This is a genomic window from Natranaerofaba carboxydovora (assembly GCF_022539405.1).
GTDB classification, from domain to species: Bacteria; Bacillota; Natranaerobiia; order Natranaerobiales; family Natranaerofabaceae; genus Natranaerofaba; species Natranaerofaba carboxydovora.
This window is the reverse complement of record NZ_CP054394.1, coordinates 1,984,232-2,010,143: the sequence shown is the minus strand read 5'-3', so window position 1 is coordinate 2,010,143 and position 25,912 is coordinate 1,984,232. Positions and strand designations below refer to the sequence as shown.

22 protein-coding genes, 1 tRNA gene and 1 riboswitch are annotated in these 25,912 nt (G+C 34.3%); of the genes, 16 read left to right on the top strand and 7 right to left on the bottom strand.

Translation table 11 applies throughout. The annotated features are described in order from the left end of the window. The first annotated feature begins 138 nt into the window (after positions 1–138). A complete protein-coding gene (locus ACONDI_RS09580; protein ID WP_241078319.1) occupies positions 139–1,617 on the top strand; it encodes an ATPase domain-containing protein in 1,479 nt (492 codons plus the stop codon). A 16-nt stretch (positions 1,618–1,633) separates the two neighbouring features. Continuing rightward, the gene (locus tag ACONDI_RS09575; protein ID WP_241078318.1) at positions 1,634–3,418 is read left to right on the top strand and encodes a sensor domain-containing diguanylate cyclase/phosphohydrolase; all 1,785 of its coding nucleotides are present in this window, start codon (positions 1,634–1,636) and stop codon (positions 3,416–3,418) included. A 6-nt stretch (positions 3,419–3,424) separates the two neighbouring features. On the opposite strand, the gene cls is transcribed toward ACONDI_RS09575, so the two are convergent. Both cls and ACONDI_RS09565 read right to left on the bottom strand, forming a co-directional pair. Then, the gene (gene cls / locus ACONDI_RS09570) at positions 3,425–4,840 is read right to left on the bottom strand and encodes a cardiolipin synthase (protein ID WP_241078317.1); all 1,416 of its coding nucleotides are present in this window, start codon (positions 4,838–4,840) and stop codon (positions 3,425–3,427) included. A gap of 56 nt (positions 4,841–4,896) precedes the next feature. Next, entirely contained in the window at positions 4,897–5,148 is a 252-nt protein-coding gene (locus ACONDI_RS09565) for a hypothetical protein (protein WP_241078316.1), read from the bottom strand. Positions 5,149–5,369: 221 nt separating this feature from the next. Here ACONDI_RS09565 and ACONDI_RS09560 point away from each other — a divergent pair, with 221 nt between their 5' ends. Then, on the top strand, positions 5,370–5,723 hold the full coding sequence (locus ACONDI_RS09560; RefSeq protein WP_241078315.1) for a hypothetical protein: 354 nt from the start codon (positions 5,370–5,372) through the stop codon (positions 5,721–5,723). Here the strand turns inward: ACONDI_RS09560 and ACONDI_RS09555 are convergent, their stop codons facing one another. Beyond that, positions 5,724–5,906 (bottom strand): hypothetical protein, encoded by a 183-nt coding sequence (locus ACONDI_RS09555; RefSeq protein ID WP_241078314.1) that lies wholly within the window; start codon positions 5,904–5,906, stop codon positions 5,724–5,726. Positions 5,907–6,033: 127 nt separating this feature from the next. Beyond that, positions 6,034–6,456, bottom strand: coding sequence for a hypothetical protein (locus ACONDI_RS09550; protein WP_241078313.1), 423 nt, complete (start codon positions 6,454–6,456; stop codon positions 6,034–6,036). Positions 6,457–6,622: 166 nt separating this feature from the next. Between ACONDI_RS09550 and ACONDI_RS09545 the strand changes: the two genes are divergently transcribed. Both ACONDI_RS09545 and ACONDI_RS09540 read left to right on the top strand, forming a co-directional pair. After that, positions 6,623–8,116 carry a hypothetical protein gene (locus ACONDI_RS09545; RefSeq protein WP_241078312.1) on the top strand — a complete coding sequence of 498 codons (1,494 nt, stop codon included), beginning with the start codon at positions 6,623–6,625 and terminating at the stop codon, positions 8,114–8,116. 32 nt (positions 8,117–8,148) lie between these two features. Next, positions 8,149–8,919, top strand: a complete 771-nt coding sequence (locus ACONDI_RS09540; RefSeq protein ID WP_241078311.1) for a DUF429 domain-containing protein — start codon at positions 8,149–8,151, stop codon at positions 8,917–8,919. Here the strand turns inward: ACONDI_RS09540 and ACONDI_RS09535 are convergent. From ACONDI_RS09535 to ACONDI_RS09525, 3 genes are all read right to left on the bottom strand, one after another. Further along, a complete protein-coding gene (locus ACONDI_RS09535) occupies positions 8,909–10,741 on the bottom strand; it encodes an ABC transporter ATP-binding protein (protein WP_241078310.1) in 1,833 nt (610 codons plus the stop codon). The two genes, ACONDI_RS09540 and ACONDI_RS09535, sit on opposite strands and share 11 nt — an antisense overlap. A 3-nt stretch (positions 10,742–10,744) precedes the next feature. After that, on the bottom strand, positions 10,745–12,481 hold the full coding sequence (locus ACONDI_RS09530) for an ABC transporter ATP-binding protein (protein ID WP_241078309.1): 1,737 nt from the start codon (positions 12,479–12,481) through the stop codon (positions 10,745–10,747). Positions 12,482–12,751: 270 nt separating this feature from the next. Further along, positions 12,752–14,065, bottom strand: a complete 1,314-nt coding sequence (locus ACONDI_RS09525; RefSeq protein WP_241078308.1) for an MFS transporter — start codon at positions 14,063–14,065, stop codon at positions 12,752–12,754. Positions 14,066–14,352: 287 nt separating this feature from the next. Here ACONDI_RS09525 and ACONDI_RS09520 point away from each other — a divergent pair. The 11 genes from ACONDI_RS09520 (at position 14,353) to gcvPB (ending at position 25,872) form a co-directional block, all read left to right on the top strand. Further along, positions 14,353–14,449 (top strand) — tRNA-Sec (locus ACONDI_RS09520). 93 nt (positions 14,450–14,542) lie between these two features. Next, positions 14,543–15,733 (top strand): M20 family metallopeptidase, encoded by a 1,191-nt coding sequence (locus ACONDI_RS09515; RefSeq protein ID WP_241078307.1) that lies wholly within the window; start codon positions 14,543–14,545, stop codon positions 15,731–15,733. Positions 15,734–15,785: 52 nt separating this feature from the next. Then, positions 15,786–16,109, top strand: coding sequence for a DUF3870 domain-containing protein (locus tag ACONDI_RS09510; RefSeq protein WP_241078306.1), 324 nt, complete (start codon positions 15,786–15,788; stop codon positions 16,107–16,109). A 171-nt stretch (positions 16,110–16,280) separates the two neighbouring features. Then, on the top strand, positions 16,281–17,834 hold the full coding sequence (locus ACONDI_RS09505) for a class I adenylate-forming enzyme family protein (RefSeq protein ID WP_241078305.1): 1,554 nt from the start codon (positions 16,281–16,283) through the stop codon (positions 17,832–17,834). Between the two features lie 25 nt (positions 17,835–17,859). Continuing rightward, the gene (locus tag ACONDI_RS09500; protein WP_420848141.1) at positions 17,860–19,533 is read left to right on the top strand and encodes an acyl-CoA mutase large subunit family protein; all 1,674 of its coding nucleotides are present in this window, start codon (positions 17,860–17,862) and stop codon (positions 19,531–19,533) included. A 32-nt stretch (positions 19,534–19,565) separates the two neighbouring features. Next, positions 19,566–19,982, top strand: coding sequence for a Zn-ribbon domain-containing OB-fold protein (locus ACONDI_RS09495; RefSeq protein ID WP_241078303.1), 417 nt, complete (start codon positions 19,566–19,568; stop codon positions 19,980–19,982). 15 nt (positions 19,983–19,997) lie between these two features. After that, positions 19,998–21,161: a thiolase family protein gene (locus ACONDI_RS09490; RefSeq protein ID WP_241078302.1), complete on the top strand. Its 1,164-nt coding sequence runs from the start codon at positions 19,998–20,000 to the stop codon at positions 21,159–21,161. Between the two features lie 110 nt (positions 21,162–21,271). After that, positions 21,272–21,383, top strand: a riboswitch (glycine riboswitch). Positions 21,384–21,525: 142 nt separating this feature from the next. Beyond that, positions 21,526–22,641 (top strand): glycine cleavage system aminomethyltransferase GcvT, encoded by a 1,116-nt coding sequence (gene gcvT, locus ACONDI_RS09485; protein WP_241078301.1) that lies wholly within the window; start codon positions 21,526–21,528, stop codon positions 22,639–22,641. Continuing rightward, on the top strand, positions 22,638–23,063 hold the full coding sequence (gcvH, locus tag ACONDI_RS09480) for a glycine cleavage system protein GcvH (RefSeq protein WP_241078300.1): 426 nt from the start codon (positions 22,638–22,640) through the stop codon (positions 23,061–23,063). The genes gcvT and gcvH overlap by 4 nt, the downstream gene beginning before the upstream one ends. A gap of 2 nt (positions 23,064–23,065) precedes the next feature. Next, positions 23,066–24,415, top strand: a complete 1,350-nt coding sequence (gcvPA, locus tag ACONDI_RS09475) for an aminomethyl-transferring glycine dehydrogenase subunit GcvPA (RefSeq protein WP_241078299.1) — start codon at positions 23,066–23,068, stop codon at positions 24,413–24,415. Continuing rightward, positions 24,412–25,872, top strand: coding sequence for an aminomethyl-transferring glycine dehydrogenase subunit GcvPB (gene gcvPB, locus ACONDI_RS09470; protein WP_241078298.1), 1,461 nt, complete (start codon positions 24,412–24,414; stop codon positions 25,870–25,872). Before gcvPA ends, gcvPB begins: the two co-directional genes overlap by 4 nt. Positions 25,873–25,912 lie beyond the last annotated feature (40 nt).

Below are 25,912 nucleotides of genomic sequence, written 5' to 3'. Positions count from 1 at the left end.
GAGGAAATTAAGATTTTATTATATAACTTTTAATTATATAATATTAATATAAATATATTGATTCTTGTGCAAAGACTTGATTAGATAGCAAAGTTACTTAATTAACATTTTGCTCTTAGTGGACAAGGAGGGAAATACATGAGTGAAACTAGAATTCCTAGTGGTGTGGCAGGTCTTGATCAAGTATTAAAAGGCGGATTTATTTCAGAAAGTGCTTATTTAGTAAGAGGGGGGCCCGGAACGGGAAAAACCACTCTAGGGCTTCAATTTTTGTATGATGGGGCCTCTAATGGTGAAAATACGTTATTTATTACTTTGTCAGAACCAGAGAGTAAAATACGTGGTGACGGCGTTAAGAAAGGTCTTGACATGGATAACATAAATTTTCTTGATTTAACCCCATCGTCGGATTTTGCAGGTGATGATATGAGTTATAATATATTTAGTTCAGATGAAGTAGAAAACTTACCTATACTGCAAAAGATATCCGAAAAAATAAATGCAGTAAATCCAAATAGGATACTTATAGATGGTATAACTCAACTTAGATTTGTATCTCCGGATGTGTATCAGTTTAGAAAGCAGATTGTATCTTTAATAAAGCTTGCTACAGGTAAGGGTGGCACAATGTTAATGTTGTCGGAGGCAAGTAATGCTGTTAATGATGATGATTTGCAGTTTATGTCAGATGGAGTTATTGATCTTGAATTTAGTGGGGAAGAGCGAGGTATAAGGGTTGTCAAATTTAGAGGTTCTGATTTTCAATATGGGTCACATTCTTTTAGACTTAAAGGGGATGGAATGATAATATTTCCAAAATTAGATCCAAGAGAAAGCGTGAAAGATTTTACCTTCGAAACTATTTCTTCAGGGATACCTGAACTAGATGAGCTGTTGGGTGGAGGGGTTGAAAAAGGAACCACTACTTTAATTAGTGGGCCTACAGGTGTTGGTAAAACAACTTTAGGAACTCAATTTTTGAAAGAAGCTTCTGGTAGAGGCGAATGTTCAGTGATATATACCTTTGAAGAAAATCAAGAGTCTTTAATAAACAGATGTGAAGCAATAAATATACCAATTAGAAAGATGATAGAGAAGGAAAAACTGTTTATTGACAAAATAAATCCTCTTGACTATACTCCTGATGAATTCTCATATCTTGTAAGAAATAGAGTGGAGGGGACAGGGGCTGATATTGTGATGCTTGATGGTATTTCAGGATATCTGGTTTCCTTTGGAGCAGATGAAGGTGGGGACAAAAAAATGCTTAGACATCTTCATTCTTTATCTGCATACTTGAAAAATATGGGAGTTACTTTGATTTTGACTAATGAAGTTCATAATATTACAGGTGATCTAAAAGTTTCTGAATATGGTATAAGTCATATTGCAGATAATATAATTTTTCTTCGCTATCTTGAAATAAAAGGTGAATTAAGAAAAGCTATAGGAATACTCAAGAAAAGAATGGGTGACTTTGAAAAGAATTTAAGAGAACTTGATATAACCAAATATGGTTTGAAAGTAGGAACACCACTCTCGAAAATACAGGGGATGCTGACTGGTAATCTAGAGTTTGTTGAGGATAAAATTGATCACAAAGATGGGGACTACTGAGAAAGGTTGATAAATAATGAAAAGGATAATATTAATATTGAATCATAGACAAAATCAAAATATTTTAAAAGACTTTTTGGAAAAAGAAAAAAATTATGAAGTTATTATGCCTGAAGAAAACAAGTCTCTGAAGGATCAAAAGGTTGATTTAATTATATCTGATTATATAGGTTTTATTAATAATCAAGGGCAAATAAGAGAGATGAAAAGTAAGGCAAATCCTATATTTATGCCTGTTCTAATATTGGTATCTAATGAAGAAAAAAATCATCTGACTGATGACATATTAGAGCAGATAGATGAATTCATTAATATACCTATAAAAAAGCAGGAGCTTGAAATAAGGCTAAAAAATCTATTCAAGATAAGGGAGTTATCTCTTGAATCAGAAAAACGTTACCAGACGCTGTCTCAAAATAGTTCTGCTGGTATATGTATAATTCAGGATGGGTACGTGGCTTATTCTAATCTATCTATGGCTGTGATATTTAATAAAAATAGAGAAAAAATTACCGATAAACCTTTTATGAATCTCATATCCGATTCAGGTTCTGACCAAATAAAACAGCATCAAATAAAGGAGATTATTAATAACCCTTCCCTCTTATATGAAGTAGAAAAACCCGAAAGCTTTGAATTTCAGATAAAAACAAAAAAAGCAGTTAAATGGATAGAGGTAAGTCTTTTTACTATACATTATCAGGGCAAGTTATCAATCCTTACAATAATATCTGATATAACTGAAAAAAAGAAACAGGAAGAAAAAATGGCACATTTAAGCTATCATGATACTTTGACAAACCTTCATAATCGTGCTTACTTAGAGGAAGAAATAAAGCGTATTGATGTGGAAGAGAATTTTCCGCTGAGTGTAGTAGTTATTGATGTTAATGGGCTCAAGTTGGTTAATGATACCTTTGGGCATCAGGCTGGAGATAACTTGTTAATATGTGTGGCTAAAATACTTACAAATGCCTGTGACGATGCCGGAGCTATTATCCGCTGGGGAGGGGATGAATTTGTATTGCTTTTTCCAAACTCAGATGAAAAATATGTGGAGAAAGTCACAAGAAAAATTAAGGATGCTGCAAGTAAATCTATAGTTGAAACTGTTCCTGTAAGAGTGGCCATAGGTTATGCAGTCAAATCAACCTCAAGTAAACCCTTTGATGATGTGTTTAAAGAAGCAGAAGATAAAATGTATAAAAATAAATTTGAGGAAAATGATAGTGTCAAAAAAGATATTATTCAGGCTTTACTTAAAAATTTGAGAAACAAAAGTGATGAGACTGAAAAACATGCTTTAAGAATGACGAGTATTAGCTTTCATTTTGGAGAGGAATTGGGTTTAGCTGAGGTTGAACTTGAAAGACTATCTTTGATTGCAACATTACATGATATAGGAAAAGTAGTAATATCAGAAAGTATATTAAAAAAGCCTGGCAAATTAACTGATGAAGAGTGGGAAAAAATAAAGGAACACCCGGAAATTGGATGGCGCATAACACGGTCTACAGAGAACCTTGCTCATGTTGCAGAGGAAATATTATCCCACCATGAGCGTTGGGATGGTAAAGGTTATCCCCGTGGTTTGAAAGAAAAAGAGATACCCTATTTGTCAAGAATCATATCTATAGTAGATGCCTACGATGTTATGACTAATGATAGATCATACAAAAAGGCCATTTCAAACAAAGAAGCATTAAACGAAATATCAAAATGTGCTGGGAGCCAATTTGATCCTGAACTAGCAAAGGTGTTTGTTAAACTGATGAAGAAAGATGAGATTAATATACTTTAGAGTATTTTAGAGTATTGGAGATATAAGATGAGCAATTGACTCTTTAGCTTTCATAGCAATGCCTCTTTTGTCATAAAATTCTTTAGTTATTTCTCTTGAATATTTTAAATCTTTCATAAAGATTCTTCTTAGTTTTATGGCAACTAAAGGATCGTATATAAAAGCATTAATTTCGAAATTTAACTTAAAACTTCTAACGTCCATATTGGAGGTTCCTACAGAAGCAATTTTGCCGTCCACTATAATCATTTTGCTGTGCAAAAAACCATTTTCATACATGTACCATTTGGCACCAACTTCGAGCATCAATCCACCGTAACAGTGATTGGCTGGGTATACAAACATATGATCTGGTTTATTTGGAACCATTATTCTAACATCTACACCTGAGATAGAAGCGATCTTCAAAGCTTCTAAAAGGCTTTCGTCAGGAACGAAATACGGGGTTTGAATATATATAGACTCCTTGGCCATGTAGATCATTTTTAAGAAAAATGCTTTGACTTCTTCCCAGGAGCTATCAGGCCCGCTTGCTACGATTTGTACACCGGATCTGCCGTAATATGGTAAGGATGGATAATATAATTCATGCGATATTAAATCTTCGTTAGAAGCAAAATTCCAATCGAGTAAAAATCTTTCTTGCAGGGATTTGGCTGCTTCTCCGGTTATTTTTATGTGAGTATCTCTCCAAAAGCCAAAGGTTTTGTCTAGACTAATGTATTCTTTTCCGATATTAAACCCGCCTGTATACCCTATTTTGCCATCAATAACAACTATTTTTCTGTGGTTTCTGTTATTTATATCCAAATAGGAAGGGAAAAAGCGGGCGACTTGGCCTCCTGCTAGTTTGAAGACATTAAAAAAATCTTTGGGGAGTTGTCTTGCCCCTATGCTATCATATAAAATCCTTACTTTTACCCCTTCTCTTGCTTTGTCAGTCAAAACTTTAAGAAGTCTTCTGCTTAGTTTATCATTTCTAATAATATAATAGCTTATATGAATGTGATGTTTTGCTTCTCTAATATCTTTGAATAGAGAACGAAACTTTTTATTTCCACTGACAAAAATGTCTATATGGTTGTTTTTTGAGTATACTATCTGTTCATGGGCGAAATCAATCTGTATTACTTTGTTTAGGTCTTCTTCAGGAACTTCCCATACCTCATAATCAGGCGTTCCTTTTATTAAGTCGTGCTTTTTGATTCTATCCTGCCTAGCTTTTCTTGTGAAAATTCGTTTTTTCCTAGGAGTTAATCCAAGGAGTAAATAAAGGATAAAGCCTACAACTGGCAAGAGGCTCAAAATTAATATCCAAGCCCAGGTTGAGGCAGGATCTTTTCTATCAAAGAAAATTAGAAAAAATATAAAAACTATATTTAAGATTATAATACCGGACAGAACTAAACTTAATATACTCATGTTGACTGCTCCCTCAAAATGAAATATTTAAATATTGCTTGATGTTATTTATATTACTATTTTTTACTTTGATAATATAACACCCTAACAATAAAAGAACCTATAAATAATACTGCAAGAATAATGTACATTGGTAGTGCGCTTGCTTCTTCATTATCAGTGGCTTGATTTGAAGCTACATTAATAACTTCTCCTGAAGATAATGAAGAATGTGCATTAACTGCAAATGGTTGAAATGAAAATTGTAAAATAACAGATAAAATTAAGACAGTTAACACAAGGATAAACTTTTTATTTTCATGTTTCAATAAGTACACCCCCTAGTAATTTTTTGACACTTTCTCATATAATATAACTATTTACTGATTCTACAAAAATGTATGGCATTTCCTTCTTTTGGTTTAATAAAAAAAGAAATAGTAAATTAAAATAGTTATTTGACATAAAAACTCTATTATGATTATATAAATAGTGTATTAATTATAAATGTTTAGTTACTGAAATTGTTCATAGATAGGGGTGAAAGTTATTGGAAAAAATAAGCGTTGAAATCTTTGGAATTAAAGGTAGAGTTCCTGAAGAAAGTGGTTGTGATGGTTGTGATGGAGGAGGATGTGGTGATGTGCCTACAATGGACGAGGAAGCATCAGCACTCGAGGTGTTTTTTGCTGAAGAAGGACTCGAAGAAAAAGTAGAAGTTACCTTTATTGACATTGTTACTGAAGATCATGAAATGATACCGGATGTTAAGGAATTTATGGAAGATGGTTATACACTTCCTCTCGTAGCAGTTGGTGGGGCGATGAGATTTTACGGAGGAATAGCGCCTAACCAAATTTTGAGGGAAATAAATAATATAGAAAAAGAAAAGGAAGAATTATAATTATTCTTCAGTAGTATCGTTGTTTTGAGATTTAGTTGTTTTGTTCTGTACTTCATTATTTATATTTTCAAGTATATTTTCTAAGTTTTTAACCCTGGTATCTAAATTATGTAAGCTATAGGTAACCATTATTGCCCATCCTACAAAGATAAATATCAATAAAAATAATAGTATTGACCACATTTGTTATTTGACCCCCTGAAGTTTATAAAATCCTTTAATTACTATTGTACTATTTTAATGAAGGTCATGGAAGAGTATATTTTAAAAGCCCGATTCAAAATTATAGAATCGGGCTTTTAAAATAAAATTAATTAAGTTGTTCTTCTAATTCTTTTTCAAGTTTTTCGTCTAATTTCTTTTCTCCTTCTTCTGGCTCTTTTAGATCTCCTTCTGGTTCTTCTAGATCTTCTTCTTCAGGTTCTTCAAATAGCTTTTCTTCTTTTTCTTTAAGCTCTTCTTCTAGTTCATCTTCTTTTTCTTTTAAGTCTTTTTCATCTTCTGGCTCTTCAAAAAGATCTTCCTCTTCTTCTTTAAGGTCGTTTTCTTCTTCTGGATCCTCTAAATCAGGCGCATCTTCTGGTTTTTCTTTTGTGTCTTCCTCAGGTAGTTCTTCTTCATCCTTTAAATCATCCATAGGTTCTTCTTCACCGCAACCTACTCCAACAAAAATTGCTGCAGTGCTAAGTAATAAAATACAAAGCAAAGCAACTAATTTTTTTCTTGTAATCAAGCTAAACCCTCCTTGAAAATTTATAATTATCCCTTTAACAATTCTAATCTTAACAAAATATATATAAAATATTGCAAATTGATGATAAAAAAATGTAATTTTTTTATAAATAATTACACAAAAGAAGTGAAAATAATAATAAAAAAGAGTAAAAGGTGGAATGCATTTGAAATATAGAGTTTTTAAAATGTATATTTTAGTATTTGTAGTGACTTTTGGTATTTATTTGAGTGCTATCTACCTGGGCTTTGATCAGGAAACAAACAAGCTTACAGATGCAAATAAAGTATGGGAAATACCATTAGAACAAGACCATACTTTAGGTTCTTCTTTTGCTGAATTAACTCCACAGGGGCTTTTGACATATTCAGATGACAGATTATTTTTAATAAATTTTGAAACAGGCGAAATAATTTGGGAGATAGAAGGAGTTCACCCCATCGTCGAAGATTATCATATAGAACCAGAGATATTATTAATGGATGATATAGCAGTATTGCCTCTGGATTTTGGTAAGCCTTCGCTTGTTAAGCTTGAGATATCATCAGGCGAAATATTATGGAGTCACCCTATTGCCAGAAATAGTCCCCTTCTAGGAATTTATCAACTTTTAAAAACAAACTACAAATTAATTGCTAAAGGAAATTTTTATGGCGGTGATGATCATGATAGCGACAGTCCTATTAAGGGTTCTCGTGGAGGTGAGGGAGTTTCTGTTCATGACTATGAGACAGGGGAGTTACTTGATGCTTTTTCAGTAAATTTTGGTTCTATCGCAATAGGTGATAATGTTTCATCAAACAAACCTATCTATTATTCTAATAGCGAGGGAAAATATTATAAGGTGGGCAAAAGAAATATAACTGGAGAACAAAAATGGGAGAGAAGTTTTGAAAAGGATGTATCTAATGAGTTAGAACTAGACTTTGTAACAGTACTTGGTGAAGATGGAGAGATACTATGGCACAGAAAAGGAAAGTTAACTTCTAAAGGAGTTAGTGAGAAAACAAAAAGGTTAAATAGTTTATATCCAGGGTTTTTGATAATTGATAGAGATCAAAAAAAAGGGGGGGATTTTGGTGATGTGTCACTAATGATAATTGAGAAAAAAAGTGAAAGTGAAAATAAAAATAGAGATTATAATATTGGTGAAGCTAAAGTTTTGTTTGTTGAAAAAGTAAGTGGAGATATTCTGTCAAAATTTGAGTTCTCTAATAAAGATAGGTTAGATGGTTTTATTTTGGATGACAAAGCGTTTATATTTACACAAGACTATCAAGACAAAGTATCTTCTATAAAAGCTGTAAAACCTGGTGATGGAGAAAAGTTGTGGGAGAGAAAAACTAAAATAGAGCATGGGATATCATTAGAACTTAAAAAGGAGATTGCTAAAAATATTGGTTATATACCATCATTAAAAGAAGATGAAACAATTGAACTCATAGATCCTGTGACAGGAGAAGGGCGATACAGTCACGAAGGGATTAGAACGGTTGAGGTCGCAGGGGAAGGTTTATTTTTAAATAATTGTATTTTTGTTATAGATAATGGTGAAAAGATTTATGAACTTTACTGTGACAAAGATGTGGAAATTGTTTTTGTAAAAGATGATAAAATTATAGTAGATGACGGGGATAATCTTATCCTATTCAGTATTTGATGGGCAATAAACTGATTTAGTAGGGTGGTCTTATGACAAAGTTAGTTGGGGTAGATGGCTGTAGAGCAGGATGGTTTGGTTTAGCTTTTAGCTTTGATAAGCTTGGAGCAAATAAATTTGAAATAGCAAGATGGGAATGGGAGATTTTTTCTGATGTGGTTTCTCTATGGGGAAGGCATTATGATGCGGAGTTGATTTTGGTTGATATACCTATAGGCCTTAAAGAAAAGGGAGAAGAGGAGAGAAAATGCGATAAAGAGGCAAGAAAATTACTTGGAAAGCGGGGACAAAGTGTATTTAGAGTGCCTTGTAGGGCAGCAGTTTATGAAAAGACCTATCAAAAAGCCAACTATACAAATAAAGTAATGACAGGTAAGGGCCTTTCTAAACAGACCTGGTTTATAGTTTCTAAAATAAGAGAAATGGATAGGTTTATTATTAATAATAGTAAGGCAGCGAATATAATCAAAGAAGCGCATCCTGAGTTATGCTTTATGAAATTAGCTAACAATGAATTAAAGTACAGCAAACAAACCAAGGATGGGTTAAGAGAGCGTTTTGATATTTTAAGGTCCTCTACTAGTTCTATACTTAATCAACCGCCCTCTTTCACCCAGGATATTGTTAATAACTCTATGAAAAAGAAGAAAAGAGCAGAGGTAGCTAAAAACGATATTTTGGATGCACTCTCGCTTACCCTTGTTTTATCTGCCTGGTTGAATAGTTTGAAAGCCCTAAAAAGCATACCTGATGAAAATGAGGAGTATGATGAAAAAGGGATAAAAATGGAAATTAAATTCTAAATATATCTTTGTATTTTGGATTGTTTTTTATTAGCTCATAGTGGGTTCCTTTAGCTTCAACTTTTCCGTTAGAGATAAAAGTTATTTCATCGGCGGCTTTTATGGTAGATATCCTGTGAGAGATCAAGATAATTGTTTTGTCTTTTAACATCTTTTCTATAGTATTTATTATTAGCCTTTCTGTATAGGTATCTACATTAGAAGTTGGTTCATCAAGAATTAATATTTTTGGATCTTTTAAGATTACTCTAGATAGAGATATAAGCTGTTTTTGCCCTCCTGAGAGTTTTATTCCTTCTTTTCCCACTGTAGATTTGTAGCCTTCAGGTAGGTCTTTGATAAAGTCGTGCGCGCGAGTTTTTTGGGCGGCTTCTTTGACTTCTTCAAGGGTTGCACCGAAAGTCCCGTATTTAATATTTTCTTCTATAGATCTATCAAATAACTGGACATTTTGTGAAACTACTCCTATTTGGCTTCTTAATGTTTCTGGTGGAATGTTTTTTATATCTATTCCATCTAGAAGGATTTTGCCTTTTTCTGGTTCATATAATCTGGTTAGTAGATTTATCACTGTACTTTTGCCGGCTCCTGAGGCTCCTACCAGAGCTGAAGTGGTTTTTGGGGGGACCTCGAGATCAAAATTGTCCAAGATTAAATTTCGCCCATAAGAGAAACTTACATTTTCGAAGATTATTTCGCCTGTTAAACCTTTGAAGTTAAATGAGTTAGATGATGTATTTGATGAAATATTATAAGCTTTGTTTTTTGTTAGAGATATGTTATGTGTACTGCTCTCGGCAGGTATATTAAAGTATTCGTTTATCCTATCAAGGGCGGCGGCTGCAGCTTGATAAGTGTTAAATACCTGGCTTAAATCCATTATAGGCCTAAAGAAGCGTCGCACATAACTTAAAAAAGCTGCCAGCACACCCACTGTCATATTGCCATCTATTACTTGAAGGCCTCCATACCCAAGTACAAGGGCTTCTCCTAAAACACGGCTAAAATTCATGGCGGGAAAAAACAAAGAAAAAATCCCGACAGCACGAAGGTTTGCTTTCATATTATTTATACTTAGCTTTTTAAAGTTTTCCTGAGTTATTTGCTCCCTATTTAAGGCCTTGATTGTTCTAATGCCTGACAAGTTTTCTTCCACGTCTGCATTTAGCCTGGCCATTTCTTCTCTGACATGGTGATAAGCATTACGCATTTTTTGGCCGAGGGCAAAGAAAATAAACATTACAAATGGTATAAGCAAGCAGATTATTAGGGTAAGGCTTATATCAAGATAAAACATAATCACAATTATTCCAAGAAGGGTAAATATATCACTGACAAAATGGACAAATCCACCCGTGATTAGCTCTGACAGGGTGTTTACATCATGAGTAACCCTGGACATTATTTCGCCGGTACGCCTTTGGTTATAAAAATTTAGGTCAAGCTTTTTGATATGTGAGAACACATCTTTTCGTAAACTTGATACCAAATCCTGTCCTACCCAGCCTGCAAGATAGGTCTGCCAGTATGATGAGAACCAGGACAGTACATAAGATAGCAATATTAATATAGATACAATAGTTAAGCCTCTAAAGTTACCGGGAATGATGTAATCATCGATAGCTACTTTCATCAGATAGGGGCTGATGAGAGCACTTAGTGAAACAAAAATTGTAGCTAAAACTGCAAAAAATAATTTTCTCTTGTGAGATATCAAATAACTTTTGATTAATTTGTAATGGTTTTTTGAAAGCCTCTTTAGAGAATTATAACCGGGCTTTTTTTCGTTTGAGTTTACGAACTTTTTTATTCCACCGCGCATTATCTACACCTCTATGCCTTCTTTTATCATATTTTTGTATATTCCAGAATCATAACTCAAAAGTTCTTCATGAGTGCCGTATTCGGCTAGCACTCCGTCTTTTATAACTAATATTTTGTCTGCTTCCTTAATGGTCCACAGTCGATGTGCTATGACAAAGACGGTTCTATTGTTGAAAAGCTCTCTAAAAGCTTTTTGAATATCTTCTTCTACTTTTTCATCAAGGTTAGAGGTTGATTCGTCCATAATGATTAATCCTGGATCTTGAAGTAATAACCTGGCAATGATAACCCTTTGGATCTCACCGCCTGATAGTTTGACTCCTTTTTCCCCTACCTGGGTCTCATAACCTTCTGGAAGAGAAGTGACAAAATCATGTATTCTGGCAAGCTTAGCACAATGGGTGATCTCCTCATCTGTGGCGTCTGGGTTGCCGTAAGAAATATTATTTTTAATTGATGTGGAAAAAAGCATATCATGCTGCATAATGATTCCTATTTGATTTCTTAGTGAGCTGATAGTAACATCTTTTATATTGTAGCCGTCTATATAGATATTTCCTTCTATAGGGTCATAAAACCTTGGCAGAAGGTGAATAAGGCTGGTTTTGCCTGCTCCTGTGGGGCCTACTATTGCTATTGTCTCTCCTGGTTGTGCAGCAAAGCTAATATCTCTTAAGATTTTGTTATCTTCTGTATACGAAAATGAAACCTTTTGATACTCGACTTTTCCTTTGATTGGAGGTAGGGGGGTGGCATCTGGTTTGTCTTTGATATCAGGCTCTTCTTCCAAGAGCTCAAAAATTCTCTCTCCCCCTGCTATGGCTCTAGAAACAAGATTAATCATCATTCCAGTCTGTCTTATAGGGCGGGTTAAGATTGCAAGATAGCTTGTAAAACCAAGTAAAATACCTATAGTAACTTCTCCTCTAATAGCAAGCAGCCCCCCAATAAAGATCACCAAAGAAGTTGCTAGCCCAAGAAGAAAATGTACATACGGCATCCAAAAGGCAGATATTTTGGATGCGTTGATATTAGCTTCCCTATAGCCGTTGTTTTCCTTATCAAAGAGTTCTTCTTCGTAGCTTTCGCCTCCTAGAAGTTTTACAGTTTCTATCTTGCTAAAGGTTTCTTGAACATTATCTGTAAGGCTTGCCAGGCGCTTTCTAGATTGTTTGTATACAGGGCTTACTTTGTTTGCATACTTTTTCATGGCGTGAAACATAAGGGGAAGCATCAAAATATACATCATTGCCAGGCGATAATCCCAAATAAAAAGGATTATCAGCACACCAAATATAGTTGCTATGTTAGCAACTATATTGATTGATACAAAAGAAAAAAACCTTCTTAAAGTTTCTGTATCAGAAGTTAACCTGGACATGATGTCTCCTGTTTTTTTCTCATCATAAAAAAAGAAAGAAAGCCTGTTCAACTGAGAGTATAGATCTGACCTTAATCTATGGATAACTCGCTGTGAGGCAAGCTCTGCCAGATATCTTTGCAAAAAATCTACAATCCCTTTGATTAAACTTACTGCTATCATTATTAAGGCAAATATTACTAATAGATTTCTATTGCCTTCAGCTATTATATTATCTACTCCATATTGAATAAGCCAGGGGGGAACTAGACTTAGAACTACTGATAAACCAAGAAATAAAAAAGCTCCTACAAATGGAGGCCAAAACATTTTTATATATTCTAGTAGATTTGTGATGACCCGCTTCTCTGATTTCATGAAAATCACCCTTAAGTGGTAGTACATTTATTTTTGCTGTTTATTTATCTATTTTATCAAAAAAATATATTGATTGGTAGCAATTATGGTAGCTGCCGTTTAATGCCCATAATATCTTTATGTACGACAAGCCATTAAGCTTAATTTTGTCACGAACTTAACATAATTGCAACCTACACTGTGCTAACTTTAATTGTGGGTACGATTAGCCGTGAACTTGCTTACTAGTCTGGTGACACCTTGCAATATAAAGTAGATCAACTCAATCAATTATTGTCCTCTATTTAATTGTATCTTATATGATTTATCTGTACTTTTAATTTCTTCCTGTATCTTAAAGACACAATAAAGACTGATTATAGACATTAAAATACATGTTAAAAAAACTAGCTGAAAGGATTCTAAGGGATATATTTTGTTACCCATCTCATCAGTGAGGCCAGTCCAGTGAAGACCCAAAAGCCAGCCTTGAAAAGGCTGAAATAATGCCATCCCAGCAAAAGGTCCCATATTGACGATACCAATACTTGTTCCTGAATACTCAGGAGGACTTTTTTCCTTAGCAAGAGAAAGGATGAGTGAAACTCCCGAAAGACAAAAACCTATTATGAAAAATAAAAAATATAGCAAGAGAGAAGGAGGGTGACCTCCATACCATACCACAACTACTGTCCAAGCTAGTATATTTGACAATAAAAGAAATGCTAATGGTTTTTTTCTAATTTTTAAATAATCGGATAAATAGCCAATGAAACAAGCGCCTATGCCTGTCCCTATTGTCATCACCATCAGATAATGGGAAGCTTGTAGCCTTGTTAAGTCATACATATGCATAAGATAATTGATACTCCAGGTACCAGCAAAGGCTAAATGTGGTCCAGCCATTCCAAAACCGATCAATAACAAAAACCACAAGTGCTGATTTTTCAATGACTTAATTATGTTTTTCTTGATATTTATATCATCAACATAATCAAACTTTTTCTCATTGGGATTTTTCTTACCTTTATCTTCTAATGGGTTGTCCTTTACCATAATCCAGGTAAGTAATGCTATAAAAATAGTAATAATCCCTACAACAAGAAAAATACTTCTCCATCCAAAAACAGTAACAAAATAAGCGAGAGGAGAAGTCCCAAATAGCTTGCCAATATTTCCTAATAAGATTACTAATCCTGTAAGAGTAGCAAACTGGGTAGGTTCAAACCAGTTGCTTTGAAACTTCATAATCGGCACTAGGACTATAGCTACACCAAAGCCAATGAGAAGTCTTCCCATAAATGCAAAAAATATTATGTCAGTGGCAATAAATAATATTGTTCCTATACCAGCTGTTATCATACCTGTAAAAACAGTTTTCCTTGGGCCCCATGAATCAGCCAATAACCCCGATGGTATCTGCATTATTAGATAAGTTATCCCGTACATGCCACCCAAGAAACCAGTTACCCAAGCTTTTTCAATTCCAAAATCAATTATTACATAATCAACTATAACAGCAAAATTTACCCTGTGAAATTGGGCGATAATATAAGCAAAGGCTAAGATGAACCACATCAAATAGATTTTATTTTTGTGCGTCAAAATTTTTCATCCTTTCACAAATTTTGTTCGACTGGTTAAGCTTAATTTGGCAAATATTACTGCATTGTTAATCTTATAAAGACATGTCATAAGTAGTCAAGTATAAATTTTTTAAAAATCTCTTGGGCACCTAATTATTTTTATGGAGAACAAAAATGTCACCCCCACGCCACCACCGCATAGACTAAAAATCACACGTAAAAGAGCAAAAGATATAATATCTTTAAACCTTGCTACTTCTAAAGATTACTGTTACAATAACTTTTATGGGAGTGAGAATACCCTTATGGAGTAGTTGGCGAACGGGTGCTCCCCGTGGAATTCAAATCCGTCTGGCGGGCGAGTTCCGTCTGCTGTGGGTTTGATTCCCATATACTCCCGCCATTTAATTTATTATTTTAATTTAGGATAATTATAACTTGTTTTTTCTGAAAGAAAAAAATGAAAATTATAAAGACTTGGAAGGTTTGAAGTTTTATGATAGAAAAATTAAAACAAGAAGCTATTAAAGAAATAGATAGTATCCAGGATACTTTAGTGGATTTATCTAAGTTTATCTATGATAACCCTGAAACAGGATGTAATGAATATAAAGCAGTTGACAAAATAATTACTGTATTAAAAAGCAAAGGATTAAAAGTTAAAAAAGGTATATGTGATCTTGATACAGCTTTTAAAAGTGAATACGAAACTTGTTCTTTTGGACCTGTAATCGGAATTATGGCAGAATATGATTCATTAAAGATGGGACATGCTTGTGGGCATAATATAATAGCAGCTTCTTCAATTGGAGCATATTTAGTTATTGCAAAATTAATGAACCGAGAGAATTTACCTGGAAAGATAGTGTTATTTGGAACACCTGCAGAAGAAACCTATGGAGGTAAGGTTTATCTTGAGAATAACGGTGCTTTTAACGAACTAGATGTGGCTCTGATGGCTCATCCAAGTGACAAAAATTTTGTAAAAAGTAAGTCCTTTTTTAGAAAATCAATAAAATTTACTTTTGAAGGGTTGTCAGCTCATGCAGCGAAAGCTCCTTATGAAGGAATTAATGCATTAGATGCTGTTGTTAATTTGTTTAACAATGTAAATGCTTTACGCCAACAATTACCTGGAACTGTCAAAATACATGGTATAATAACTGATGGTGGCTCTGAACCTAACATTATACCTGCTTATACTGCTGCCAAGATTCAAATAAGGGCATTAGAGCAACCTACTTTGGATGAGATTACAGATAAAGTAAAAAAGTGTGCCGAGGGAGCTTCTTTGGCTGCTGGTACAAAATGTGATTATGAGGAGTATGAATTAACTTTCAAAGGTATTTTAACCAATAATCGACTTGCTAACTTGTTTGCTGATAATTTAAAAAAATTAGGTAAAGAAATTTCCGAGGAAGAAAAGATGGTAGGTTCTACAGATATGGGGAATGTAAGCTGGAGCTTGCCAGCGATACACCCTTATGTTGCTATTTCTAATGAAGGTGTTAAGCTTCATACAGAAGAATTTTTGCAAGCAGCAGAACCCTACAAAAGTAAAAGTGGATTATTAACTAGCTCAAAAGCTATGGCTATGACATGTATAGACCTGTTGATAAATAACGAAGTTTTGCCTGATATACACCAAGAGTTTAAAATGAAAACACAGAGCTTTATTGACAACTAGAAATAACTATGATATTTTTTTATTAAAATTATAAAATATGAGGATTTAAACGATGGATAGTAAATTTTATAAAAATACAGTATTAGTGACCGGATTTGCAGAATTACCTAAAGGGACAGCTTTAAAGGATAAATACAGTAAAGCGGGAGTTGTTTTAGTTATAGAAAAGTCTAGCTCTGAAATAAAAGATGCATCATTTACTGTGATAACAGACATTACGAATAATTATTTAAAGGAGATTGTTGTTGGGTATAGATTCAGTGATGGGGTTGATAAGTTAATTGAAGAAATATATAATAGAGTGAAGATTCCTTCTGTTTCTGCTTTTTGTCAGGCTTTAAAGTCTTGCTATGACAAATATTACGATAGTTTTTAAGATTTTAAAAAAACTTAATATATTTGCTGGTTTATTTGTGAACTAATCCCAAATAAAGGTTTTAGTTTGTTAGCAAATAAAATCCAGCGGCTAAGCATTTTAGACAGTTAATGCTTTTCCGCTGGATTTTTTATTTTTAAATCTATTTATTTAAAGAAAGGAGAGTAAAAATTGAAGAATAAATTAGCTTATATGATCAATCGCACATCACGTTATTTTCCAGATGATACAGCCCTGGTATATGGTGACAAGCGTTTTACTTTTAAGGAAGTAAATGATCGGTCAAATCGATGTGCTAAAGCACTTGCAAGATTAGGTGTGAAAAAAGGTGATAGGGTGGCAATTTTATTACCTAATTGTAATGAATTTGTGGAGGTAGATTTTGCATTAATTAAATCTGGTTTTGTTAGAGTTCCTCTTAATCCTAGACTTTCTTCAAATGAATGTAGTTATATTATAAATGATTCAGAAGCTAACACTTTAGTTTTTAGTTCAGAGCTTTATGATAAAGTAAAAGATATTATAAAGGATTTAGAAACAGTTAAAAACTTTATTTTTGTTGGGGATGATCCGGATGAATATAAAGAATTTTTTCAGGATTATGAAGAAATGTTAAAGCTAGAAAACTCTGAAGAGGTTTATGAAGAGGTCTCCAATGAAGATTTGTATCAAATTCTTTATACTTCTGGGACTACTGGAAAACCAAAAGGAGCTGTAACAGATTTTCAATCCCGCTATTCTTCTTTGATAACTTGCCTAGTGGATGAAATGAAGATTAATCGAAACGATGTTTTACTAACTGTTGCACCTATTGCTCATGGGGGAGGGACTAAAATATTACCTCACTTTGTTCAAGGTGCATGTAATGTAATTATGCCAAGGTTTTCAACGAAAGACTTTTGTAAAATTGTAGAAAAGGAGAAGGTTACCACTATTTGGATGGTTCCCACTATGATTAATATGCTTATTAATTTTAAAGAACTAGATAATTATGATCTGAGTAGTATAAAAACAATTGTTTATGCTGCAGCTCCTATGCCAGTGTCATTATTGAAACAAGCAATGAATAAGTTTGGTAGAGTTTTTGTACAAGTATATGGTTTAAGTGAGGCGCCAAATCCAGTTCTTGTTCTACCTAAAGAAGATCATGTCCTTGAAGGTACAGATGAACAATTAAAAAGATTACAATCTGCAGGTAGAGAGGCTTTTGGTGTTCGTGTAAGAGTTGTTGATGATAATGATAAAGATGTAGAAGTAGGAGAAATAGGAGAGATTATTACAACAGGAGAAAATGTTATGCGAGAATACTGGAAAAAGCCTGAAGAGTCAGCAAAAGAATTGAAAGATGGTTGGTTTTATACTGGAGATATGGCCAAAATTGATGAAAATGGTTATGTTTATATTGTTGATCGTAGAAAAGATATGATTATTAGTGGAGGATTTAATATATATCCTCGTGAAATAGAAGAAGTGTTATATGAACATCCAGAAATACAGGATGCAGTTGTGTTTGGGTTACCCGATGAACTTTGGGGAGAAAAAGTCAAAGCGGTTGTTGTACTTAAAGAAGATTCCAAATCAAACGAAGAGGATATCCTAGATTATTGTGACGGGAAGATCGCAAACTATAAAATACCAAAATCTATAGATATTGTTGATAATCTACCAAAAGGTCCAACAGGAAAAATATTAAAAAAAGAAACAAAGAAATGGTATACAAATTAAAAATATTAACACAGTTCAAAGTGAGGTGAGGAAGTTGGATTTTGATAATATTAACAAAGCTTACCAAGAATGGAACGAAAATGTGTTAAGTGAATGGTTGAAAAAACATCCAGAAATCAGAGAAGAATTTACAACAAAGACTGGCTTACCGTTAGAGAGAGTTTCTATCCCAAAAGATCACAATTATCTAGAAAATATTAATTTTCCAGGGCAATTTCCTTTCACTAGAGGCATTAATCCTACCATGTACAGAAGTGAGTATTGGGTAATGGGGCAATATTCCGGGTTTGCTTCTGCTAAGGAAGCTAATAAAAGATTGAAATATTTGATTGATCAAGGACAAACTGGCTTCTCAATTGCTTTGGATCTACCAACACAAATGGGTATAGACTCAGATAATGATAAATCTGTTGGAGAAGTAGGTCGTGTTGGAGTAGCAATGGATTCTCTTCAGGATATTGAAGAATTGCTAGAAGGCATTCCTTTTGAGAAAGTTAAACAGATAAGAACTACTGCTAATGCAATTAGCCCTATCGCACTAGCAATGATAGTTGCTTTTGCAGAGAAAAATAATATTGATCCAAATAGTATTAGAGTTCTAATTCAAAATGACATACTTAAGGAGTTTTTGGGGAGGGGAACTTATATATATCCTCCGAAACAATCAGTGAAGCTATCAATTGATGTAATTGAGTATACGTCTAAACATCTTCCTAATTGGGTTCCTATGGCAATTTGTGGCTATCATATTAGAGACAGCGGTAGCACAGCTGTACAGGAGCTTGCTTATACTTTTGCTAATGCTATAGCTTATATAGAAGAAGCCCTTAACAGGGGGCTAGATATAGATGATTTTGCCTCGAAACTGTTTACATTTCTTGCAGCGGATATGGATATTTTTGAAGAGGCAGCTAAATTTAGAGCTGCAAGAAGAATTTGGGCCAAATTGATGAAAGAAAGATTTAACTCTGAAAAGGATGAATGCATGGCATTAAATATTTTTGCTTATACTTTGGGAGGTTCTCTTACTTCTCAACAACCCCTTAACAATATTGTTAGAGTAACATTACAGGCACTTACGGCCGTTATGGGTGGAGTACAAGTATTGGCAACGTCTTCTTATGATGAAGCTTTGGGTTTACCTAGTGAAAAAGCAGTTACTACTGCCCTTAGAACTCAACAGATCATTGCATATGAGAGTGGAGTAACTGGAATGGTAGATCCTCTTGGTGGCAGTCATGCTTTAGAGAGTCTTACTGATCAGCTTGAGCAGGAAGTTGAAACTGAATTGAATAAAATTGAAAGCTTAGGTGGAGCTATTACCTCTATTGAAAATGGTATAATTCAAAAACGAATTAGTGATTCAGCATATGAATATCAGAAAAGGATGGAAACAGGCGATAGAAGTGTGGTAGGTGTTAATAAATTTTGCCATTCTGAAGAAGGATCTGAAATGCCTGTTTTTAAGGTCAGCCCCGTAGCAGAGAAAGAACAAAGGGAAAGAGTAAAAAACCTAAAAAATAATAGAGAAAACGATAAAGTTAGAAAATGCTTAGATCAAATTAAAATAGCAGCAGAAAAAGAAGAGAATTTGATTCCATCAATAATTGATTCAATTAAAAATTATGCCACAGTGGAAGAGATTAGTAATGTATTGCGTGAAGTTTATGGTACCTATAAAGATCCTGCGGTATTTTAGTATATTAGATCAAAGTAGAGGTGATGATGTGTATGCCTAAAGGAAAAGTGCCTTTTAAACAAGGGCTTTGGACCAAAGATGAAAAAGGTGACTATAGATTATTGGGTGAAAAATGTAGTTTTTGTGGGGAGGTCTTTTTTCCACCAACAAGCAATAATTTTTGTTCATGTTGTCAGAAAAAAGATGGGATTGAAAAAAAACTGCTGGCTAAAGAAGGTGAAATTTCAACCTTTACAATTATTCGCCAATCTCCCTCTGGAGGTTATTACAAAGGTGAAATTCCTTTTGCTTATGGTCTAATAGATTTACCTGAAGTTAGAGTGAAATCTTTGCTATGTAATGATTACGACAAAATGTCAATTGGTGAAAAAGTTAGTTTAACAATTATAAAAATTTATGAAGATGATGAAAATGAATATTTTACCTACGCCTTTCAATTAGTTAATTAAGCAAGGGGGCTGATTATGAAAAATAATTTAGGCAATTTAAATGAAGTGTATATTGCTGGGGCAGGCATTACACAATGGGGCTACTTTCCAGATAGGGAATGTAAAGATTTTGGAACAGAAGCAGTAATTCGATCGTTAGAAGATGCAGGTATGGAATGGAAGCAGATTCAAGGAGCTTTTTGTGGTAGTGTCTATCAGGGGACAGGATCTGGACATCAGGCTCTAAACCAGGTAGGCCTAACTGGAATTCCTATAATAAATATTGAAAATGCCTGCTCAAGTGCTTCTTCTGCTTTTAGGCTTGGTTATAATCATGTAGCATATGGTATTAATGATATTGTAATAGTGCTAGGAATGGAAAAAATGCCTAAAGGCCCCATACCTAGTACGGCATTTAGTGAATGGGAACTTAAGTCTGGATTTAACTTTCAACCCGGCAACTATGCCCTGGCAGCGAAGAAGTACATTGAAAAAGTAAACATGACTGAAGAGGACTTTTCTTTAGTAACAGTTAAAAACCGAAAAAATGGTTCTTTAAATCCAAATGCGCGTTTTCAAAAGCCTGTTACTCTAGAAGAAGTCATAAATTCAAGGTTGGTTGCAGATCCTTTGAGACTGTTGCACTGTTGTCCCCTTGCAGATGGGGCTGTAGCCTTTGTTTTATGTAATAAAAAAAGTTTGAAAAAAATGAATAAACCTGTTTCTATTGAGGCAGCTGTATTGAAATCCGGCTATTATGGAGAAGAGTATCCACCTGGAGGATTGATAGGAAGTGTGAATTATTTCTCTTCAAAAAGTATGGCAGTCCAATCGGCTATGGAAGCTTATGAAATAGCTGGTGTAGGTCCGGAAGATGTGGATCTTGCGCAGGTTTATGATGCTGTAGCTCCTTCTGAGATGTGGGAAGTTGAAGAACTAGGGCTTTGTGATGAAGGTGAAGCTTTGGAGTATTTAGTAAGAGGAAATTTTGACTTAGATGGCGAGATTCCTATAAATACTGATGGAGGCCTTATTGCTAGAGGGCATCCTCTTGGTGCTTCAGCAGGAGGACAAATATACGAACTACTCGTACAATTACGTGGAGAAGCAGGCAAAAGACAAGTTGAAAAAGCTAAAATAGGCCTATCTCATTCTATGGGAGCTGGACCAAATAGTACTCTAGTTATTCTTAAGTCATAATAATTTTATTATGATTTCAAAAAATTTTAAGATTTTTTAAGATTTCTAATAGACAAAGAAAAAAATATATACTATAATATAGACAAAAATCAAAGTAAATACAGGTGCGGATGATTTCGTCGGGAGAGACTCGCTCGAGCGGGCACCGAAGGAGCAAGCGGATGGGGAGATATTAGCTTGCCCTACCGCGAATCTCTCAGGTAAAAGGACCGTCGAATGACGCAGCTCTGGAGAGTTCCTTTTTTATAAAAAGGAAACCGAAGGAGTTAAAACTCTCAGGTCTTTGTAGGACAGAGTTAAAGCTATATTGCTTTAACTCTGTCCTTTTTGTATTTCATAAAAACTGGAAGGGAGGTTAAGATTTATGGTTACTAAACTTCAAAGGGAAAAAACATCATTCTATGAAATACACCAGAAAAAACAAGCTAAACTAGTTGACTTTAATGGTTGGATTTTACCTGTTCAATATAAGGGTATAATTGAAGAAGTAAAAGCAACTAGGGAAAAGGCAGGCATATTTGATGTTAGTCACATGGGAGAAATTCTAGTAGAAGGTAGAAAAGCTGTAGATAATCTGCAATATCTATTAAGTAATGACGTTACAAAGCTATCTCCGGGAAAGTGTCAATACACATTTATGTTAAATGAAAATGGTGGAGTTATTGATGATCTTTTGGTTTACCGTTTAGATGAAGCTAAATTTTGGTTGATAGTAAATGCTGCTAATATAAATAAAGATTTTAACTGGATCAATCAAGTGATTGATGATGAGCAATGTAAAATTGAAGACATCTCTACTAAGGTATCTCAGTTAGCTTTACAGGGTCCAAAATCAGTTCAAATTCTAGAAAGGGCATTAGATAAAGATTTGAGCAATCTTCGTTATTTTAATTTTATTAACTTAGAGTTCGATGGCAAGGAAGTATTAGTTTCAAGAACTGGTTACACTGGTGAAGATGGCTTTGAAATTTATCACCCCCCTGAGATAAGTGAAGATATATGGAAAGAGATCGAAAATGTAGGTAAGGAATACGGATTGATGCCTGCAGGCCTTGGAGCTAGGGATGTTTTGAGACTGGAAGCTTCACTTCCTCTTTATGGGAATGAACTTTTAGAGACGATTACTCCATTAGAAGCAGGGCTTAAACCTTTTATAAAATTTAATACTTCATTTATAGGTAAAGAAAGCTTAGAAATGCAGTTAGAAAAAGGTTTAAAAAGAAAGCTAATTGGTTTTAAGTTAAAAGACAAAAGGGTGCCAAGAAATGGGTTTGAATTATATCATAAAGGCGAAAAAATCGGTTTTGTAACATCAGGATCCTTTTCACCTACTTTAGATGAACCAATTGGAATGGGGTATATAGATACTGAACATAAGGAAGAAGCTGAAAAAGGAATGGAGTTAGAGGTCAAAATTAGAAAAAATTTTAAAGTTGCTAATATTACAAAAATGCCATTTTACAGGAGGGGATCTAAATGATTGATTTAAAATTACCTGGAGAACTTAAGTACACTGAGGATCATGAATGGATTAAAGTTGAAGATGGTAAGATTTATGTAGGTATAACTGATTATGCACAAGAACAACTTGGAGACATCGTATTTGTAGAGCTTCCAGAAGAAAATGATGATTTTTCTAAAGATGAAGTGATCTGTGAAATAGAGTCTGTCAAAGCTGTTGCAGAAATTTATGCACCAGTGACTGGAACCATTTTAGAAGTAAATGAAAGGTTAGTAGATGAGCCTAATACTATAAACTCTGATCCATATGAGTACGGCTGGTTATTTGCAATGGAAATTTCAGATAAAAGCGAATTGGAGGGATTATTGTCTGTTGAAGAATATAAAAAGCATATAGAAGAACAAGAACAAGAACAAGAACAAGAAGAAGGAGAGGAGTAATTATGAACAATCCATTTCTTCCTCATACTGATGATGACCGTGTGAAAATGTTACAGGATTTAAATATAGCTTCAACAGATGAACTTTTTACAGATATCCCATCTTCAATCAGGTTAAAGAATGGTTTGAAACTTCCCGAACCCATGAGTGAATTTGAGTTAAAAAAACACATAGATGAGCTGGCAGCGAAAAATAAAAGCATGAAAGAATGTATTTCTTTTTTGGGAGGAGGAGTATATGATCATCATGTTCCAAGTATAGTTGATCATTTAATCAAGAGAAGTGAATTTTACACTTCTTATACTCCCTATCAGGCAGAAGTTAGTCAAGGTATTTTACAAAGTATTTTTGAATATCAGTCAATGATTGCTGAATTAACGGGTATGGAAACAGCAAATGCGTCTATTTATGATGGCGCATCTGCTGTGGCTGAAGCGGCAATCAATGCAGTGGCGAATACTAAGCGTGAACAGGTCATTGTCTCAAGTAGTGTTAACCTAAATTATAAGAAAGTATTGAGGACCTATTTAGAAGGTCAGGGTTTTGACCTAAAAGAAGTGCCTTCTGTGGATGGAGTTACTGACTTATCTTCTTTGGAAGAGATGTTAAATGACCAGACTGCATGTGTAATATTACAGAGTCCTAACTACTTGGGGATTATTGAAGATTTCACCGGAATTGAAAAATTATTAAAAGATAAAAAAACCCAATTTGTGGCAGTGTCTGATCCAATTTCTTTGGCTATTCTTGAACCACCTGCTAAATGGGGAGCAGATATTGTTGTTGGAGATGGTCAAAGCCTAGGTAACCCAATGAGTTTTGGAGGACCTTTACTAGGATTTTTTGCATCGAAAAAAAAGTATATCCGTAAGATGCCTGGAAGAATTGTAGGGGAGACAAAGGATAAAGAAGGCAAAAAAGGATATGTTATGACATTACAAACTAGAGAACAGCATATTAGAAGAGAAAAGGCAACTTCAAATATTTGCTCAAATCAAGCATTAAATGTTCTTGCAGCATGTGTATATATGTCTTTAATGGGGCCAGAAGGTTTAAAGAAAACAGCAGAACTATCTTTACAGAAAGCTCACTATGCAAGAAAAGAGCTTGAAAAAATAGGAGTTTCGCCTGTTTATAGAGATAAACCATATTATAAAGAATTTTTAGTAAAATTACCAGAACCGGTTGATAAGGTGCAAAGAAAACTATTAGATAAAAATATATTTGCTGGAATTGATGCCAGTAGAATCTCCCATGAATTCAATAATTGTTTGTTGATAAGCGTAACTGAGAAAAGAACTAGAGAGGAAATTGATTATTTTGTAGAGATTTTGGGGGAGGTGTTGAAATGAATGAAAATAAGCTAATAATCGAAAAAAGTAAAGAAGGAAGGAAAGGGTATTTCCTTCCTTCTCCTGACGTAGATTGCATAGAGCTGAATGAAGTTATTCCTGAAAACCTAATAAGAAAAAAGCAACCTAATTTACCTCAGGTACATGAAGGAGAAGTTATGAGGCATTACCTTGAACTTTCTACCAAAAATTTTGGTGTTGATTCAGGCTTTTATCCCCTTGGATCATGTACCATGAAATATAATCCTAAGGTAAATGAAGATGTTGCTTCACTACCTCAATTTATTGAACTACATCCTGATCAACCAGAAGAAACATGCCAGGGAGCATTAGAGTTGATGTATAATCTAGAAGAACAGTTAAAAGAAATAACAGGAATGGATAAGTATACTATGCAGCCTGCCGCAGGAGCTCATGGGGAGTTAACGGGATTATTAATGATTAGAGCATACCTTGAAGCTAAAGGGGAAAAACGCACAAAAGTTATTTGTCCAGATACTGCTCATGGTACCAACCCTGCAAGTGCAACTATGGCTGGCTTTAAAGTAATTACAGTCAAATCTAGCGATAAAGGCTTGGTAGATGTGAATGACTTAAAAAAAGTGCTTGATGATGATGTAGCGGCTTTGATGCTTACTAATCCAAATACACTTGGCTTATTTGAGTCAGAAATAAATGAGGTGGCCAATCTAGTCCATGAAGCCGGAGGGTTACTTTACTATGATGGAGCTAATTTAAATGCAATTATGGGTTATACAAGACCTGGTGATATGGGCTTTGACGTGGTACATCTTAATCTTCATAAAACTTTTGCTACACCACATGGTGGAGGCGGTCCGGGCAGTGGACCGGTAGGAGTAAAAAAAGAGTTAGCTCCTTATCTACCTTATCCTACTGTTGAAAAAGAAAGTGACAAAGGAAGGTTTTTCTTTAATTATGATATTGAGGAAAGCATTGGCAAGGTACATGGCTATTATGGAAATTTTAATGTCTTATTGAAAGCTTACAGCTATATTTGCATGATGGGGGCAGAAGGTCTTAAACAGGCTAGCTGTGATGCGGTATTAAACGCTAATTATATGAGAAAAAACCTTAAAGAGCATTATGAACTTTCCCACGATAATCTCCAGTGTAAGCACGAGTTTGTTATTAGTGGCAAAAAGCAAGCTAAGAAGGGTGTAAAAACTATGGATATAGCTAAAAGATTACTAGACTATGGATTTCATCCGCCCACGGTATATTTTCCTCTTACTGTAGATGAGGCTATGCTAATAGAACCTACGGAAACAGAAAGCAAGGAAAATATTGATAATTTCATAAAGGTGATGAACAAAATTGCAGAAGAAGCAACAACAGAGCCAGATATAGTAAAAAGTGCTCCCAATAAAACTCAACTAAGTAGATTAGATGAAGCAAGTGCTGCTAGGAAGCCTAAAGTGACATGGTCTGATGAATAATAAGAGAACTACTTTAACTAAATAATCTTCTATTTATTGT